The sequence below is a fragment of the Pseudocolwellia antarctica genome, from assembly GCF_049933045.1.
GTDB lineage: Bacteria > Pseudomonadota > Gammaproteobacteria > Enterobacterales > Alteromonadaceae > Pseudocolwellia.
Genome location: NZ_CP187926.1, coordinates 1607789 through 1623736, shown reverse-complemented (window position 1 = coordinate 1623736; position 15948 = coordinate 1607789). Strand labels below are relative to the sequence as shown.

Genomic DNA, 15948 nt, shown 5'->3' with positions numbered 1-15948 from the left:
ATTTGTACAATAATTATACTTTCTGTTTTTGGTGTTAGGTAGTTAAGTGTTTATGAAGAAGTTTATTGGGTTTTGGTATACCTTTGTTGTTATTGTGATTTTTATTTCAGCTCTGCTGGGGTTGTTTGATCAGTATACGTACGAAGGTTGGAGTACCGCTCATTTAGTTGAAAAGATTGGTATACCAACAGTATTCATTACTTTTGTAGGTTTTTGGTTATTAATGCTAGAAGACTTTATGGAAAACGATGAAACTAAATATCGCTTTTTAATTGGGCTAAGTCTGTTTTTCTTACATTGTATCGCTATTTTGCTCTATTTTTGGATAGTTGTTTATCGCAGGAAAATTTGAAAAGAAGAGCTAGTAGTAGGATAACAATGAGGTATTGTATTTCTCTGGTTATTATAGCAAGCCGTTCATAGCCTTAGTTTGGGGCTTTATATCGCAAAAGGAATTTGTGTTTATGTCAAAAAATCTAGTTTTCTTAAGTATGTTACTTCTAAGTTCTCCTGCTTATGCTCACGGAGGACCGCCTCTTAGTATAGTATTAGGGTTATTAGCCGCTGTTATTGTTATTTATCTTTTACCTTCCATATTAGGTTGCTGGTTAGTTGGCAAAGAAAATCGATCCTGGTTTTTTAATGTAGCTCTGATCATTTACAGCATAAGTATTGTTTTACTTCTTTTATCACTAAAAAAAGCAAATAATATATTTGATTTAACTGAAATTACTCTTACCTTTTACCTTCTTCCGTTTGTATTAATTATTATTGCTTTTATTAAACGCAAGGCTCGTGCAATATAATAATCATATTAAATGGATAGAGGTTGACAGTTTTCAACCACCTAAATAAATTATTTACCTCTAAGCGAGGCACTATCATTACATGGAGAGTTACATTGAAATTCAATTACGTATTTATCATTATTACTTCAGTATTTTCTATTAACAGTTATGCATCAACACAAGATGAAATTGACCACTTATTAAAATTCGTGAGTGAAACTTCTTGTAGTTATGAAAGAAATGGAACTCGTCATAATGGACAAGAAGCTGTTGAGCATATTAATAAAAAATATAATTATTATGTTGATGATATAGAGACAACCGAAGACTTTATAAAATATTCAGCAACTAAAAGTAAAATGTCGGGTAAGTATTATAAAATTCACTGTGAGAGTAATGCGCCTGTTACAAGTAAAGAATGGTTATTGTTAGAGTTAGATGCTTATAGAACATCTAAAAAATAATGCTAACAATCCTGATAAGCTGTGGTTCCTAGTTAGTAGACATAACCATTGGTTTCCTTGATCTTTACTACTTTAGCCAATCGTTATATCTACTTAGTAAACCATGAGAGATTAGAGTGCATATAGATATTTATATACATCTTTTAGCTGTCATACCGTCTTTAATTTTTGGTGCTATAAATTTGGCCATGAAAAAGGGGACTTTACTTCATAAACGTATTGGAAAGTTTTGGGCTGTTTTAATGCTAATAGCAGCTGTTAGTTCTCTTTTTATAAGGCCAACAGGTAGTTTTACTTGGCTACATATATTTTCTGTTGTCGTTATAGTTTGTGTCCCTGTCGGTGTGTTTGCTATTAGAAGTGGTAATGCTAAACGTCATGTTTATTGTATGCTTGGTGCATATATAGGTACTGTTATCTCAGCTTATTTTGCCGTTGTAAGCCCTGGTCGGTTCCTATATGGTGTGCTTTTCTAGTAGATGCTTAATATCGAGTATTAAGTTCAAATAAATATCTCTCGGCTGTTGTTAAATGTATCAACTTTATTTGGTTTAACATTTTTAATTCTTTAATCAAACGTTGTTACTTGATATTACGGATCCTCGTTATGAAAAAATTTAAATACTTATTATTATTCCTTAATGCATGTATTTATTCTCTGTCCTTTGCAGGAGATATACCTACAAGCTCAAGAGCTGAAAAATCTATTCAAAATACAGAAGCAACACTGAAAAAAGAACTTGCTGTAAAAGGATTAGAGTATGGGTCGCCCATCTTTATCCGTATTTTTAAAGACCCAGGTATTTTAGAAGTATGGCTTGAATCTGACAGTGGCTCATTTGTAAATTTTAAAACTTATGATATTTGTACATTTTCAGGAAACTTAGGTCCAAAACTAAAAGAGGGCGATTACCAAAGTCCTGAAGGTTTTTATTTTGTAAATGCTTCACAGTTGAACCCATGGAGTAAATTTCACCTTTCATTTAATTTAGGTTACCCAAACAAATATGATCGAGAACATGGTCGTACAGGCAGTGCTTTAATGGTGCATGGGGATTGTGTATCAATTGGCTGTTACGCTATGACAGATAATTATATGGATGAGATATATTCACTTTCAGTAGCGGCTTTAAAAGAGGGGCAGCCCTTCTTCAGAGTTCATTCTTTTCCCTTTCATTTAGACACAAATACTTTAGATAAACATAAGTCAAATCAATGGTATCCATTCTGGAAAAACTTAAAGGAAGGCTTTGATCATTTCAATAAATATAGAAAACCACCCAATGTAGAAGTTATAAATGGCTTATATGTTTTTGAACGCTAGTACGTTTGCCTAGTTGAATATGATTATACTCAGCAGTAAAGAATTTAATACAGAGCCTATTTCATCAGAGCGAAGCTGTATATTTTTAAATAATGTGCAAACAGATAAAAATATTAACGGTAATTATATGGAACTGTGTATTAAAACAGACCATAAATATATTGTTTTTATGACGGATGATATTCCTCACGAAAATATGCTTCATATTCATCTTTTGGATCAGGGACTTAATGTTATTGATTCAGCGACCATTGGAGGTCCATACTCAACGGGTTCTTTTCGAAATTATAATATTCAAGAATCGAACATGTTAACTTTTTATTTTATAGATGAAACTGAATGGAAATTAGAGCTATAGGGTAGCAAGGCGTTTTTATTTCCGTTTATTGCGGGTATAAAGGGAATATCTAGAAAGTACGTATTTTCACAATATTTTAAAATATATGAGAACCAAAACTAACGATCTAATGAGTTATTTAACAAAAAATCATATTCCATTCGTTATATATATACTTGAATATTTCACATAAAAAAAGGGAGACAAATGTCTCCCAATTTATGTAATCGTTTAAGCTTAAAAACGACCAGTTAAACCTAATAAGAAACCATCATCACTGTCTTCTAATGAAACATATTCAAGACGAAGTGAAACAGCTGGGGTAAAAAAGTGTTGAGCACGGATTGTACCGTTAATACCTTCTTCAGTAGAAAGGCTTAAACCAACACTTGATTGAGCAGTCCAAAAATAATCTGCTGCTGCTGTAAAATCGTTATCAAAGTTAAGGTAAGAAACTTCTACGTTAACAAATCTACCGTTGCTTAAAGTAGCAATGTATTTTGTGTTTAATGCTAAAGAATCAGAGAAGTCTTCATCTGCTGCTGAAACTGAAACCATCCAGTTTGTATCAACAAAGTAACCAACTTCACCAACAAGACCCGTGTCATTGTCGCCGCCATCTACGTCAAAATAAGTAACGTCTAAACCAACAAAAAGAATCATTGTGGTAAAAGTCACCACCTAATACTACTTGGTATGCATCACTGTCAAAATCTGTGTAGCTTAAGCTAGCGCTTGTGTTTCTGCCCATAAACGCAGCTTCTGACCATGCTGTGTTATTTGTAGAAACGTTTTCTAGGTAATATGTGCCTTCAATTTTAATTGTATCGAAACTATCAACATTGAAATAATCTACATCAAGTTGAGTATTGTAATCATTAGCTAGAGCCGCTGAAGAAAGTAAAGATAAACCGAAGAGTGCTGCACGTGTTTTCATTATATAAATCCTTTATATGTTATGTTAATTCCCAAGTAAAATTTGAGGGAGAAAATGGATCGTTAATGCCAGCTAAACTGTATAAATTACAACCTATTAACAAGTAAAATCCATTTCGCGCGCACTATACTTATACTCAATTAAGAAAACAAGACTTTTAGTATAATTACAATAAATATAGTTAATTTTCTGTGGATAAATATATAATATTTAATGTTCACATGTTTTTTGTTCCGTAAGTAGACTGAGTATGTGTTAACTTTCATTATCAGATTTTAAGTTATGTTTTAGCCTAGGAGTTTACGATGTTAAACAAAGATAATACCGGACTTATTGTCGTTGATATTCAAGGTAAACTTGCACGTTTAGTTCATGACAGTGATGCATTGATCTCTAATTGTGAAAAGTTGATTGAAGGGGCGCAAGCTATTGAATTACCTGTCATTCTACTCGAACAAAACCCTGGTAAGTTAGGTTCTACCGTTAACGAACTTAATGATCTTCTTAATCATATAACTCCCATAACTAAGTTCACGTTCAATGCCTGTGAGTCCACCGACTTCCTAAACTCAGTTAAAGCTTCACATGTAGATACTTGGCTTGTTTGTGGAATTGAGGCCCATATTTGTGTGTATCAAACGGCAAAAGGTTTGGTCGAGCAGGGCTATAAAGTAGAACTTGTAAGTGATTGTATTTCCTCTCGTACATTAATTAATAAACAACTTGCCATTAGCCGGTTAAAAGATTGTGGTGTTAAAATTACGGGCTTAGAAATGTGTTTATACGAACTTGTTAAGGATTGTAGAATTCCTGAGTTCAAAAATATTTTAAATTTAGTTCGTTAGTTCAAGTATGTAAATAAGCCATGTAAGCCTCTTCATTTAGTATTTTAACAGGACGTTAAATTATGATGCATCGAGTAATCATAGTGATCTTTTGCAGTATTTTATCTTGTTTGGGATTGTTAATACCTTTAGGTATTTTATGGGAAGCACTTTCTTGCTTAACTGTAGGTTCATGCCAGTTAGAATATACGACTAACGAATTTTTAATGACTGTTACAATGATACTTTTAGCTGGATTATGGTGTTTTCATTTTTACATCTGTAAGTACTGGATAAATGACAAGGCGATAAATAAGAAAGTAAGGATGTTAGGTGCTTTGTTAGCTTGCGGGTGTATTTTAATAACTGCAGGTCAAATTTTAATCGTTACCGTGCCCAATGTCTGCTTAATACTTTATATACATTTTACAGCGCCTTATAAAAAAGAATCTGATGAATTATTAGAAACTTTGAATACAGCTAAAAAGGTTTAGTATTTTTATATCATTTATTAGATCACGTTATCAACCACCTGAAAAACGCATTATAAATTAAGCAAAACTATTCTTTATTTTTAATGGTCTATATTCTTTTCCTACCATCAATCTAAACATGATTTCTATTTATATTTCATCTGCTTTTCGACTCAATATTTTTTATAAATTTCACCTTTATTTAAAATACTTTGAAATATTATTTTACAAGTATAGGTCTCTTAAGTTGATAACACAGCGATATCGCTTATCCTTATAATACTTGTTTATATTAATGTGATGAAATTTATTAACACGTCACTGATGAAACAATAAAAAATTTTTAATCAGGAGCATAAAAATGAAAAAAGTAAACTTAACTAAAGCTTTATTAGTTGGCGCATCAGTAGCCGTTTTAAGTGCAGGCGCAACAGCAGGCGCAAATAGCCAATTAACAATTGCAGCTGATGCAGCACCAAAAGTACAAGAAAAACTTACTGGCTGGTTAGCTGGTGATAAAGCTCGTGGACGTAAAGATAAATGTTACGGCATTGCTTTAGCAGGTGAAAACGATTGTAAAGCTGGTGCAGGTACTAGTTGTGAAGGTACTTCAACTTCAGATTTCCAAGCTAATGCTTGGACATACTCTCCTAAAGGTACATGTGAATCTATCGTAACTCCAAATGGTAAAGGTTCGCTTGAAGGTTAATAACTTGCGCTCTCCTCAGCACATTGTTGCTGAGGATCATCTAGGTGCAGGTATAAGTTTAAAACCTGATCACCTTGATGATATTTTCGCATTACCCGAGCAACCATTGCCTCCAAATAATCTTTGGTTTGAAGTGCATACAGAGAATTACTTTGTAGCAGGTGGACCTCGGTTAAATTATTTAAGAGCTATTCGCGAAAACTTTAACATCAGCTTTCATGGTGTTGGTGGCTCGTTAGGATCTGATCATAAAACCATGGCTGCGCACACCAGACAGGTAAAAGCGTTGATTGATGAGTTTCAACCAGCACTTGTATCTGAGCATGCTGTATGGTCTAAATCAGATGGTAAATATTTTGCAGATTTAATGCCATTACCTCGTACAGAAGACGCCCTCCAATTTTTAATTGATGGCATTGATTGCTACCAGTCAGGTATAGGTCGATCTATCTTAATTGAAAACCCAAGTAACTATTTAGATTTTATAAGTGATATGGATGAACCTCAGTTTCTAGTTGAGGCCGCTAACCGTTCAGGTTGTGGATTAATCATCGATATTAATAATTTATACATTAGTAGTAAGAATACGGGTATTAATGCGTTGAACTATTTATCGCAAATCCCCGCAGAGCTTGTCGGTGAAATACATATCGCAGGGCATGATCCTGATCCTACTCTTGGGCAGTCGCTTTTAATAGACAGCCATGCTTCTGCTGTAGCGCCTTCTGTATGGAAGTTGCTGGAGCAAGCACTCGTATTATTTGGCAATAAACCCGTACTTGTAGAGCGAGATGCTAACATTCCGTCGTTTACAGAATTGATGAGTGAACGTCAAACAGCACAAAATTATTTAGATCAATGCGCGTTGAAAACAAGTTCAAATGTATCTTATAAAGAAGTGACTCGATAATGAGTACTCATCAATATATTGATGCTTTCACGAGCTACTTACGCAGCGGTGATTCAAGTGAAATGGAGCCTTTTTGTGAAGATCCATCACACATTAAACGATTAGCGATTTATCGCAACGGCTATTATAAAGGCTGTATTGATGCATTAATGGCTAATTTTCCTATGTGTGAAAAAAAAGTGGGTACTGATGATTTTCGTAAAATGGCTCGACTTTTTGTTGATTATTTTCCGCCTGAGCTAGGCACTTTAGTTGGATACGGTAAAAACTTTCCTGACTTTATTGAAAATCAGCATACATCATCCAATTTATTTACTCATTTAGTCGATATCGCACAGTTGGATTATATGTGGTTAATGAGTTTGATGAGTGCTGACTCAAGTGAAACATTAACAATCGAGATTGTTACTCATCTTATGGAGCAAGACACTGAGTTTACTGAACTTAAGGTGAAGCTTAATCCTAGTGTTTTATTACTGAAGGTTAATGAAGAAGCTTTTTTAGAATGGGTTTCTCTAAAAACAAATAATAATGACGCTGTTACTTCTGAATCGTCTAATGATGATTTTGTTATGTTATGGCGTTTGCAAGGTGCAGTACAAGCACGTTTGCTTTCTCCTGCAGAGGTTGCACTTATGCAGTCTCTTCAAGGTACAGGAAGATCGCTTGGCGAGGCTTTTGATGCTGCGTTAGCTGTAGATGAAAACTTTGAAGTGAGTGACGCTTTTACAGCTTGCTTACAAAATGAATTATTAGAAATAAAAAATTAATTAAAAAACATAATAAATATTAAGGAATAAACATGGGTATGGTTAAAAAATTACAACTGTTGTACGTACAAATGGGCGAGCAGTTATCAAGGTTCGTAGAACCCTTAGCACTATTATTTATGCGCTGTATGGTAGCTAAAGTATTCCTCGATTCAGGCTTAAGTAAATGGGACGGTTTTCTACAATTCAATGTAGATAAATACGACCTATTCAAATATGAATTCTTTTGTCCAGATCCAATTAGAGAAGGTGCATTACTTCTTTGTGATCCTCAAACATTAGATTATGTTGACGGATCTCTTACTGTTTCAATAATTGAATTACTAGCCGTTGTTGCTGGTGTTGTTGAAGTATTACTTCCAATATTACTGATTATCGGTTTGTTTTCACGCTTTGCTGCATTAGGCCTTATCGGTATGACATTGTTTATTCAGCTTGCTGTTTTCCCAACGTTAGATCATTGGATTAATCCAGCATCTTGGTGGGCAGCTTCATTGTTAATTATTTTTGCACGTGGACCCGGCTTTTTATCTGTAGATAAGTTTCTTGGCTTAGATGCTAAACGTATATCAACGAGTTAACTTTGATTTAGTCTTTGTAAATTAATGATTAAAATAACCGGCCATGAGCCGGTTATTTTTTAATATTAAATAACGCGCTAACTCTATGACTTGTGTTTATTTACATTAATCACTCTAACGTTGATCTTTTATAAACACATTCAGTTACCTAATTAGGAACTTCCAATGGAAATCGGATTACTCATTCTTCTTTTTTCAGTTATTACTTACGCTATGCTAGCCAAAAGGCTTTCTACTACTATATTAACTGCGCCAATGGTATTTTTAGGTATGGGATTTCTTATGTCTCAATCTGGATTAATTCATATTGGTGATGCCCATGAAACTGTTTATTTAATCACTCCTATAAAAACGTTATCCTGTATGGAGTTATATTAACATTCCATTTTTCAGTGAATTTATGCCCGATTTTTTCCTATCTCAAATTTTAGTTACTTTTACTCTCGTTATTGAGTGCTATGCTATGCAACTTAAAGACAAGAATCGGATCTTAGCGCTATTATCTGTAAGTTGTTTATTTAATGGATTTCATTATTTATTACTTGATCAACCTACAGCAGGATATATTTTTCTATTTTCTAGCATTCGATTTTTAATTTCTATTAAATGGAAATTTCAATGGATGGCTGCAGCTTCACTTTGTGTCAGCTTATTTATTTGTATTTATACTTATGTCGGACTTCTAAGTGTTTTAGGGTTTATAGCGACTATTTTTATTACCACAGGATCATTTAGTTCTAATGACAAATTCTTACGTATTATGATGATATTAGGTGGGTCGTTGTGGCTTATTCATAATGCTATTTTATGGTCGCCTGTAGGTATACTTGTAGAAATCGTATTTGTTGGAAGTAGTGCTATTGGTTTTTATCGTTATTACATTGCAAAACAATTAGATAAACCAATTTAATCGCAACGCTGCAATAACAATAGTTTATTACTATTCATATCAGTGATTTTGAATGATACTCATCAATTTATATATTTTCAGAATTAAGGTTTTACATTGAAATTAAATATTAGACGTTTTGAACAAACAGATGTTAAAGACTTGGCCGAAATTTATAGTTATCCATCGGTAACAGAAAATACATCTCAAGTGCCTTTTCTTAGCTCGAGTGATGTAGAGAAGTTTTTCCAAAGTCCAACAGATTATATATTAGTCGCTGAATTAGATAACAAAGTGATTGGGCATGTAAGTCTTATTTTATCTAATAAACCAAGAGAAAAACATTCAGCATCTTTAGCAATAGCGGTGCATCCTGATAGTCATGGTAAAGGCGTAGGACGCAAACTACTTACAGAAGCAATTAATCAAGCAGATAACTGGTTAAATTTATTACGTTTAGAGCTAGAAGTTTACCCTGAAAATGAAGCTGCATTATCTCTTTATGAAAAGTTCGGTTTTCAAATAGAAGGTGAAAAGAAAAGCTGTAGTTTTAAAGCGGGAAAATTTTCCAATTTACTTATTTTAGCTCGCTTAAATATGCCTGTTTAATATTGCATCTAAATGGTTCAGTGTATTAATCCAAAAGAACATTTAGGTACTAAATATGAATCTTAGACCGTTAAATCAGTATGACGACAACTACTTGGATGTTATCGACCTTTATAAAAAAGCATTTACCACAGCTAGAAATATTCCTACGTGGTTACTTAAATTTAAACTCAGAAATGGTCAAGATGGATTTAATGTTATTTATGCGGGTGATATTTGGGTAGGACTTATTTATACCACAGAGTATAAAGATATTGTTTTGATCCACTTCTTAGCTATATCAGAGTTTTATCGTTCTGGAGGGTATGGAAGTAAGGTAATGGATTTACTCAAAATCATCTTTTCAGATAGAAGAATTGTACTGAATATAGAAAAGCTTGATAAACAAGAACAAAACTATAAACAAAGAGTTAAACGTAAAGTTTTTTATGAGAAAAATGGATTCAATTCATCTGGCTTTATCGTTAAAGAGCCTGGTGAAGAACTTGAGATGTTAATTTTAGGCGAAACGATCCAAAAAACAGAAATAGAAGCTATGTACAAAGATCTGTTTGGCAGTATGCTCGGTTACTTTATAAGACCAAAAATTATAAAAATATGAATATTAAATTTTTTAACAAACAAGAAGAGTTTGAACATTGGTTAGAAAATAACGCTGAAGCCACTGAACTTTGGGTGGGTTATTTCAAAAAGCATACAGGTCGTGAACGATAACTTGGTCTGACTCTGTAGATGTTGCTCTTTGTTATGGATGGATTGACGGTATACGAAAAACTGTTGACGAACAAAGTTATAAAATCCGTTTTACTCCTCGTAAAATTAAAAGCGTTTGGAGTGCTGTAAACGTAAATAAAGTGCAGGCACTCATTCCACTTGGAAAGATGAAACCTGCAGGAATGCATGTGTTTAACAATAGATCAGATAAACAAGGTTATTCATCTGAAGATAGGAATATTCCTCTCGCAAGTAAATACGAAGTTCAAATTAAGGCTAATCAAGCAGCATGGGATTACTTTACCTGTTTAGCTCCATCATATAAAAGAGACTCTATTTGGTGGGTAATGAGCGCAAAAAAACAAGAAACTCAATTAAGGCGTTTGGCTATATTGATCTCCTCATCTGAATTAGGTGAAAAAACCCCTTCTTTACGTAAAAAATAGATAAGATACCAGATCACCAATATTTTATAATCTTGATTTAAAATAATAAAGTCGTTTAAATGTTTCTTTGATGTGTGCTTTCTATTTAATCCGATTTGAGGTTATTTATATTCTAGCTAACATGAATAATGGTTAACTCAACAATTAAGAAGGAATACAATGTCGAATGCTAAAACAAGTTGTCTTTGTGGTGCTGTAAATATAGAAGTTGAAGAGATAGACCCAAAATTCACAGTGTGTCCTTGGGGAGGTGCTCCTTTTTTTGTGGTTAAATGTGGTACTAAGGTAAAAATAAGTGGTGATGATAAAGTTAGAATGTATGAATCATCATCTTGGGCATCACGAGGTTTTTGTGTTGATTGTGGAACTCATCTATTTTATAAGTTTAAAGCTACGGGTGAATATAATATGCCTGTTGGGTTATTTCCAAACCTATCAGGGTTAAAAATGGATATGCAATATTTTAGTGATATGCGACCAAGCTACTATTGTTTTTCAAACGAAACGAAAGAAATGACGACTGAAGAAATTATGGCTTATTTCGCTAAAGACATTTGATTAGCAGATAATAAAAAACTTGGCTAACTCTTGTCTAGCCAACTTATTTTTAATTAACCTTACGTTCTTTACCACTTTTAGCGCGTAATTTACTTTCACTATGCACGTATACAGTATCGGTAGTTGCCATACTTGCATGCCCTAAGTCTTCAGAAACATCTTTAAGAGGGCGACCTCGCTCAATTTCCATACTTGCACCTGTATGTCTAAGCCAATGTGTTGAAGCTTCTTTTAGTTTTAGTGCTTTGTCTTCGCCAACATCTTGTTTCATATTTAGATAAGCTTTATCAAAAACCGTTTGTACTAAGCGTCTTAAATGTCGTGATGTCATGCCTCCTTGGCCACGAATTTTCTCAACTAATACAGTATTTTCGTTGCTTGTAGGTAAACTCGATAAGCCTCTTGAAGCTCTGTAGCGTTTTAGAAATGGAATATAGTCTTCAGGTACTGTGGTGTCTCGTAATTTACGGCCTTTACCAAAAACTTTTAACCACCAATTATCATCTTCATCTTGCCAAAAATGTCCCATAATTGGTGACCAAGCAGGGCGCTCAGATAATTCAGATATACGTAAAAATAGTGTTTTTAGAGAAGCTATTACAAACAGACTACGTTCAAATGTTTCATCTTCATTTGCCATAGTCATAGCTGTTTCTAAAACATATTCCCACTGAGGAGTACTCAAGCGCTTTACTTCTTTTACCTGTGCATCAGTTATAAAATGACGACAATCTTTTTTAGCAATTTGTGCAGGGTTACCTAAACAATACTCTTCACCCATTAAATAACTATAAAATACAATTAAAGCGGTGAATGATGAAGTTAACGTTTGCTGAGACGGACGATATTTTTTCTTATCAATGTCGGCAACATCTTGTATGTTTTTAAGGCTTTTAGGTATTTGAATTTTATAGGGTGCCCAAAACTTATTTGCTGTTGAATAGCCATTCGATAACTTGAAACGTTCTTGGTTTGATGTACCAATCCAGCTAACAGGGGGTAACCAGCAAAAGTCAGCATATTCAAGAATGTCATTTTTACGGAGTTGATCTATCGGTGTTTTCTTTACAATGAAAGACCACAATAAGAAGCGCTCTATCTCATTTCTAAAGCGGTCGTAGGTATGAATTGATTTGTTTCGACCTGTATATTCAAGAAAAGCTTGTCCCCATTTAAAATGCTCAAGCCACCATTTATCTTCTGATTTAAATAAACTATCAAGTTCAGGGTAATCTTCGAAATCAAATTCAAGCAGATCGATATAAGCAGGGTATAAAGGTACGGGTTTAGTTAATGACATTTTAAATCTTTTATCTTTGATGGGAGCTAATGAGCTTAACTGAATAGAGCTAAGTGTAATTTTTTATAGTTACTATGTCCAATACTAAAGTTGATAGGGCGGTGATATGACTAGATTAGTACGTTAGGTGTAAGAACAGTAAAGTATAAATATGCAAGGGTTGAACAACATAAAAAAGCCAGCTACAAAGGTAGCTGGCTGTCTAATAACGTTAAGTCTTTTGTGACTAAACACTAACTTACTTTTTCACACTTAATGCTTTACCTAATAACCAGATAGATGCCGCTAATAAAACTAAATCTTTAACTAAAAACTGACCTGGTACAACATTTAACGCTGGAAACCCACCCAATGATGCTTCCCAAACTGGAGCTGTTAACAATAAGCTTGAAGTTACGGCGAATGTAGCAATAGCGCCTAAGCTACCTAATATGCCTACAATACGATTCAAAGGCGTTAATATAAGAGCAATTGCCGTAATAATTTCAACAGTACCGATAAAATTAGACGCACCTTGTAAACTAAATACACTATATAACAATGATGTAAGAGGGCTTGATGCAATAAGACCTTCAATAGCACCTGCTTCGTAAGCGCTAAATTTCATAGCACCAATCCAAATAAGTACTAAAGCGATAGAAAAGCGGATTGCATTTTCACCAATTGTTGTAATAAGTGCTGCGCGTTCTTGTGTTGTGTTTTGTATAGTTGTGTTCATGATCTATTCCTTTTTAAATATATTTAAGTATTATTTTTAATAATTATGTTGTTGTTTCAATAAATTTTGCTAGCTCGCCGTTTCTTAGCGCTTTATGAAAATCATCACCGCCACCAATGTGTTGGTTATCAATAAAAATTTGTGGAACTGTTGTTCTTTGGCTTCGTTCACGCATTTCTAATTGAAGTGCTTTGCTGTCAGTCACTTCATATTCTTCATATTGAAGACCTAAGCTATCTAAAGTCGCTTTTGCTTGTTTACAATATGGGCAGTAGCCTTTGCTATAAATTTCTATTTTACTCATTAGGAGCCTCTGTAGTTGTTGCTGTTGTTTTGCTTTCTCGTTTTGATGAGGTTATTATGACGGACATTAAAAGCTCAACAACGTGCGAAAGTCTTTAGTTTGTACACCAATCGTCTAATATTAATATTTCATCAATGTAATAAGAGAGAAGTCAGTGGGAATACTCAGCGATATTCTTACCTCATTAAGGGTTAGCGGCAGCGTATACTTTTGTAGCCAAATAGAATCACCATGGACAAAAGAGTTCGCCAATAAAACCACCGCATGTTTTCATTTAATTAAACGAGGTGCTTGCTGGGTAACTATTGGAGACAGAGTAGAGCAGTTAGGAACGGGAGATTTAATCTTTCTTGGTCCTGGAATTGATCATTCACTTTCTAGTGAACCGCCTATGGGTAATATGCCTGTACGTGATAACTCAACCTTACTACTGTGCGGAGATTGTTCATTTCAGCATGATGAACTAAGCCCTCTTAGCAATATTTTTGAACAAGTTACGATAGTGCGCGAAGAAGAACTTGATAAACATACTTGGCTTAAAAGTACATTTAATCAATTAAGTGCTGAGTACATGTCGCAAAGCCCAGGCAATGAAATAATCGTTAATAAGTTAACTGAGGTTGTACTTGTTGAGTTAATACGTATCAATTTCGGACGACAAGAAGAGCATTCTTTTTTTCATGCATTGCGTGACAAACGTATTACTAAAGCTTTAGAGTTAATACATAGTTCACTAGATAAACCATGGACTATAGAAACCTTAGCTTCAAATATAGGCATGTCGAGAGCGGCATTTTCCAAACGTTTTACATCGCTTGTTGGTCAAACAGTATTTACTTATTTGTCTAATTTACGTATTCAAAAATCAAAAGAGATGATCACGAGTACGTCGATGTTTATTGACGATATTGCATTGTCTGTAGGATATGAATCAGAGCGCGCATTTACTAAAACTTTCAATAAATATGTTGGCATGACACCGAAACAATTTAGGGCTAATAAAAAGGAAGGTTAACAGCAGAGTCATCTGCAACCATCCATGCTTGGTGGTATTTATTCTTACGTTTAAGTTGAAACAACAATGCAGTTTGTTGTTTTTAAAGACCCATAGCATGAATCGACATATATTAATGGTTTATAAAGAAAGGCATGTGCCTATTTCAAATACTTAAACCGTGTCTATCTTATGGTTTAAATAAGCGTTTAAGATCATGTACATCTTCAAAATTGTAAGTAAATCGCTCGATATTAAAGGGTATAAGACACAGCTTTAGTGGGTAGTTTTTAAAGATAGTCGTGGCATCAACACAAAATAATTAAGGCGTTTTTCAGTCGCTATTTCCAATACTAAAAGAGATAGGGCGCATATACATCTATTTTCATTCATCTATATTCACTCATCTATATTAGAAATGATTAATATAATCTAAAACCAATCATCACTCTCATTAAAAACTTGCTCTATTTGGTGCTTTAAGTTGTTTATATTTATATCTTTTTCAGCGTAACAAATAAGATAAACAGGATAAGAAAATTGAGGAGAGTTAGGTGTAAGTTCAATTAAGCCTTGCTCTAAATAACGGTTAATAACTCGTGTTCTAAAATAGCCACTACCTCCAGACTTCAGCATAACTTGCAGTGCTACGGGTCCTAAACTTACCGACAGTTTACTGCGCACTAAATCAGGTAAAGCTGCATCATGAAGGTTTCTATATTTATCTCCCCAATCAATATACATGTAAGGTTGAGGGTTAACTTTAGATTGTACACGAACAAGTTTTTCATCTAATAAATGTTCAACAATAATACGCGAACTGTATTCAGGTTGGTGTACTAAAGCGATATCTAAACTCCCAGTTTTAACTTTTTCATTGAGTTGCTTACTGTCAGCAACCTCTAAATTAATAGCAAGATTTGGGTTTGATTCAGTAATTTGAACAAGAAGTTTGGCAGCAATAGGATTCCATAAAGTTAAATCAACACCAATACCTAGGCTGTCATTAGAAGCCGTAGGTAAGGGGAGATCTCTTTGTGCTGCATGCCAAGTTTGAACTATTTGAGTTGCATACGATTTAAAATGTTCACCATCTTTAGTTAATTTAGCTCCACTTTTATTACGAATAAATAGAGAACATTTAAGGTTATTTTCTAAGGTCTTTATACGTGCTGTTATTGTTGTTTGTGTAACGTTTAAATCAATTGCGGCTGCACCAAATGTGCCCGCATCACAAATAGATAAGAATGTTTTAGCCGCTAGATAATCCATAAAACCCTATTTACATCAAAATATTCA

25 protein-coding genes are annotated in these 15948 nt (G+C 33.9%); 19 read left to right on the top strand and 6 right to left on the bottom strand.

The genetic code is table 11. The features are described from left to right. Positions 1-52 precede the first annotated feature (52 nt). The 6 genes from ACPUVN_RS07175 (at position 53) to ACPUVN_RS07150 (ending at position 2934) form a co-directional block, all read left to right on the top strand. Positions 53-352 (top strand): hypothetical protein, encoded by a 300-nt coding sequence (locus ACPUVN_RS07175; RefSeq protein ID WP_426357393.1) that lies wholly within the window; start codon positions 53-55, stop codon positions 350-352. A 112-nt stretch (positions 353-464) separates the two neighbouring features. After that, entirely contained in the window at positions 465-806 is a 342-nt protein-coding gene (locus ACPUVN_RS07170) for a hypothetical protein (RefSeq protein ID WP_426357392.1), read from the top strand. A 95-nt stretch (positions 807-901) separates the two neighbouring features. Continuing rightward, complete coding sequence (locus ACPUVN_RS07165) at positions 902-1252, top strand: DUF5329 family protein (protein ID WP_426357391.1); 351 nt, start codon at positions 902-904, stop codon at positions 1250-1252. A gap of 116 nt (positions 1253-1368) precedes the next feature. Then, a complete protein-coding gene (locus tag ACPUVN_RS07160) occupies positions 1369-1728 on the top strand; it encodes a DUF2306 domain-containing protein (RefSeq protein ID WP_426370326.1) in 360 nt (119 codons plus the stop codon). A gap of 131 nt (positions 1729-1859) precedes the next feature. Beyond that, positions 1860-2576, top strand: coding sequence for a L,D-transpeptidase family protein (locus tag ACPUVN_RS07155; RefSeq protein ID WP_426357389.1), 717 nt, complete (start codon positions 1860-1862; stop codon positions 2574-2576). Positions 2577-2595: 19 nt separating this feature from the next. Then, positions 2596-2934 carry a hypothetical protein gene (locus ACPUVN_RS07150; RefSeq protein WP_426370325.1) on the top strand — a complete coding sequence of 113 codons (339 nt, stop codon included), beginning with the start codon at positions 2596-2598 and terminating at the stop codon, positions 2932-2934. 216 nt (positions 2935-3150) lie between these two features. Here the strand turns inward: ACPUVN_RS07150 and ACPUVN_RS07145 are convergent, their stop codons facing one another. Together ACPUVN_RS07145 and ACPUVN_RS07140 are read right to left on the bottom strand one after the other, a co-directional pair. Next, complete coding sequence (locus ACPUVN_RS07145; protein ID WP_426370324.1) at positions 3151-3576, bottom strand: putative porin; 426 nt, start codon at positions 3574-3576, stop codon at positions 3151-3153. Continuing rightward, positions 3539-3850 carry a hypothetical protein gene (locus ACPUVN_RS07140; protein WP_426370323.1) on the bottom strand — a complete coding sequence of 104 codons (312 nt, stop codon included), beginning with the start codon at positions 3848-3850 and terminating at the stop codon, positions 3539-3541. Before ACPUVN_RS07140 ends, ACPUVN_RS07145 begins: the two co-directional genes overlap by 38 nt. Before the next feature lie 305 nt (positions 3851-4155). On the opposite strand from ACPUVN_RS07140, the gene ACPUVN_RS07135 reads away from it, so the two are divergent. The 12 genes from ACPUVN_RS07135 (at position 4156) to ACPUVN_RS07080 (ending at position 11333) form a co-directional block, all read left to right on the top strand. Next, on the top strand, positions 4156-4695 hold the full coding sequence (locus ACPUVN_RS07135) for a hydrolase (protein ID WP_426357385.1): 540 nt from the start codon (positions 4156-4158) through the stop codon (positions 4693-4695). A gap of 62 nt (positions 4696-4757) precedes the next feature. Further along, positions 4758-5168 (top strand): hypothetical protein, encoded by a 411-nt coding sequence (locus ACPUVN_RS07130; RefSeq protein ID WP_426357384.1) that lies wholly within the window; start codon positions 4758-4760, stop codon positions 5166-5168. 340 nt (positions 5169-5508) lie between these two features. Next, entirely contained in the window at positions 5509-5856 is a 348-nt protein-coding gene (locus tag ACPUVN_RS07125) for a DUF2282 domain-containing protein (RefSeq protein WP_426357383.1), read from the top strand. Between the two features lie 4 nt (positions 5857-5860). Continuing rightward, on the top strand, positions 5861-6766 hold the full coding sequence (locus ACPUVN_RS07120) for a DUF692 domain-containing protein (protein ID WP_426370322.1): 906 nt from the start codon (positions 5861-5863) through the stop codon (positions 6764-6766). Then, a complete protein-coding gene (locus ACPUVN_RS07115; RefSeq protein ID WP_426370321.1) occupies positions 6766-7536 on the top strand; it encodes a putative DNA-binding domain-containing protein in 771 nt (256 codons plus the stop codon). The genes ACPUVN_RS07120 and ACPUVN_RS07115 overlap by 1 nt, the downstream gene beginning before the upstream one ends. A 32-nt stretch (positions 7537-7568) precedes the next feature. Next, complete coding sequence (locus ACPUVN_RS07110; RefSeq protein WP_426357379.1) at positions 7569-8117, top strand: DoxX family protein; 549 nt, start codon at positions 7569-7571, stop codon at positions 8115-8117. Between the two features lie 165 nt (positions 8118-8282). Then, complete coding sequence (locus ACPUVN_RS07105) at positions 8283-8495, top strand: hypothetical protein (protein WP_426357378.1); 213 nt, start codon at positions 8283-8285, stop codon at positions 8493-8495. 22 nt (positions 8496-8517) lie between these two features. Continuing rightward, positions 8518-9027: a YgjV family protein gene (locus ACPUVN_RS07100; protein ID WP_426357377.1), complete on the top strand. Its 510-nt coding sequence runs from the start codon at positions 8518-8520 to the stop codon at positions 9025-9027. A 96-nt stretch (positions 9028-9123) separates the two neighbouring features. Beyond that, entirely contained in the window at positions 9124-9615 is a 492-nt protein-coding gene (locus ACPUVN_RS07095) for a GNAT family N-acetyltransferase (protein ID WP_426370320.1), read from the top strand. A 55-nt stretch (positions 9616-9670) separates the two neighbouring features. Continuing rightward, positions 9671-10216 carry a GNAT family N-acetyltransferase gene (locus tag ACPUVN_RS07090; RefSeq protein ID WP_426357375.1) on the top strand — a complete coding sequence of 182 codons (546 nt, stop codon included), beginning with the start codon at positions 9671-9673 and terminating at the stop codon, positions 10214-10216. A gap of 253 nt (positions 10217-10469) precedes the next feature. Beyond that, complete coding sequence (locus ACPUVN_RS07085) at positions 10470-10775, top strand: YdeI/OmpD-associated family protein (protein ID WP_426370319.1); 306 nt, start codon at positions 10470-10472, stop codon at positions 10773-10775. Positions 10776-10934: 159 nt separating this feature from the next. Continuing rightward, complete coding sequence (locus ACPUVN_RS07080) at positions 10935-11333, top strand: GFA family protein (RefSeq protein ID WP_426357373.1); 399 nt, start codon at positions 10935-10937, stop codon at positions 11331-11333. 49 nt (positions 11334-11382) lie between these two features. On the opposite strand, the gene ACPUVN_RS07075 is transcribed toward ACPUVN_RS07080, so the two are convergent. The 3 genes from ACPUVN_RS07075 to grxC form a co-directional block, all read right to left on the bottom strand. Continuing rightward, entirely contained in the window at positions 11383-12633 is a 1251-nt protein-coding gene (locus ACPUVN_RS07075; protein WP_426370318.1) for a tyrosine-type recombinase/integrase, read from the bottom strand. Between the two features lie 238 nt (positions 12634-12871). Beyond that, on the bottom strand, positions 12872-13351 hold the full coding sequence (locus ACPUVN_RS07070) for a YkgB family protein (RefSeq protein WP_426357371.1): 480 nt from the start codon (positions 13349-13351) through the stop codon (positions 12872-12874). A 43-nt stretch (positions 13352-13394) separates the two neighbouring features. Then, positions 13395-13655, bottom strand: a complete 261-nt coding sequence (gene grxC, locus ACPUVN_RS07065; RefSeq protein ID WP_426357370.1) for a glutaredoxin 3 — start codon at positions 13653-13655, stop codon at positions 13395-13397. A 154-nt stretch (positions 13656-13809) separates the two neighbouring features. On the opposite strand from grxC, the gene ACPUVN_RS07060 reads away from it, so the two are divergent. Next, positions 13810-14670 carry an AraC family transcriptional regulator gene (locus ACPUVN_RS07060; RefSeq protein ID WP_426357369.1) on the top strand — a complete coding sequence of 287 codons (861 nt, stop codon included), beginning with the start codon at positions 13810-13812 and terminating at the stop codon, positions 14668-14670. Positions 14671-15081: 411 nt separating this feature from the next. Here ACPUVN_RS07060 and ACPUVN_RS07055 read toward each other — a convergent pair whose 3' ends face one another. Further along, positions 15082-15921 (bottom strand): LysR family transcriptional regulator, encoded by an 840-nt coding sequence (locus tag ACPUVN_RS07055; protein ID WP_426357368.1) that lies wholly within the window; start codon positions 15919-15921, stop codon positions 15082-15084. Positions 15922-15948 lie beyond the last annotated feature (27 nt).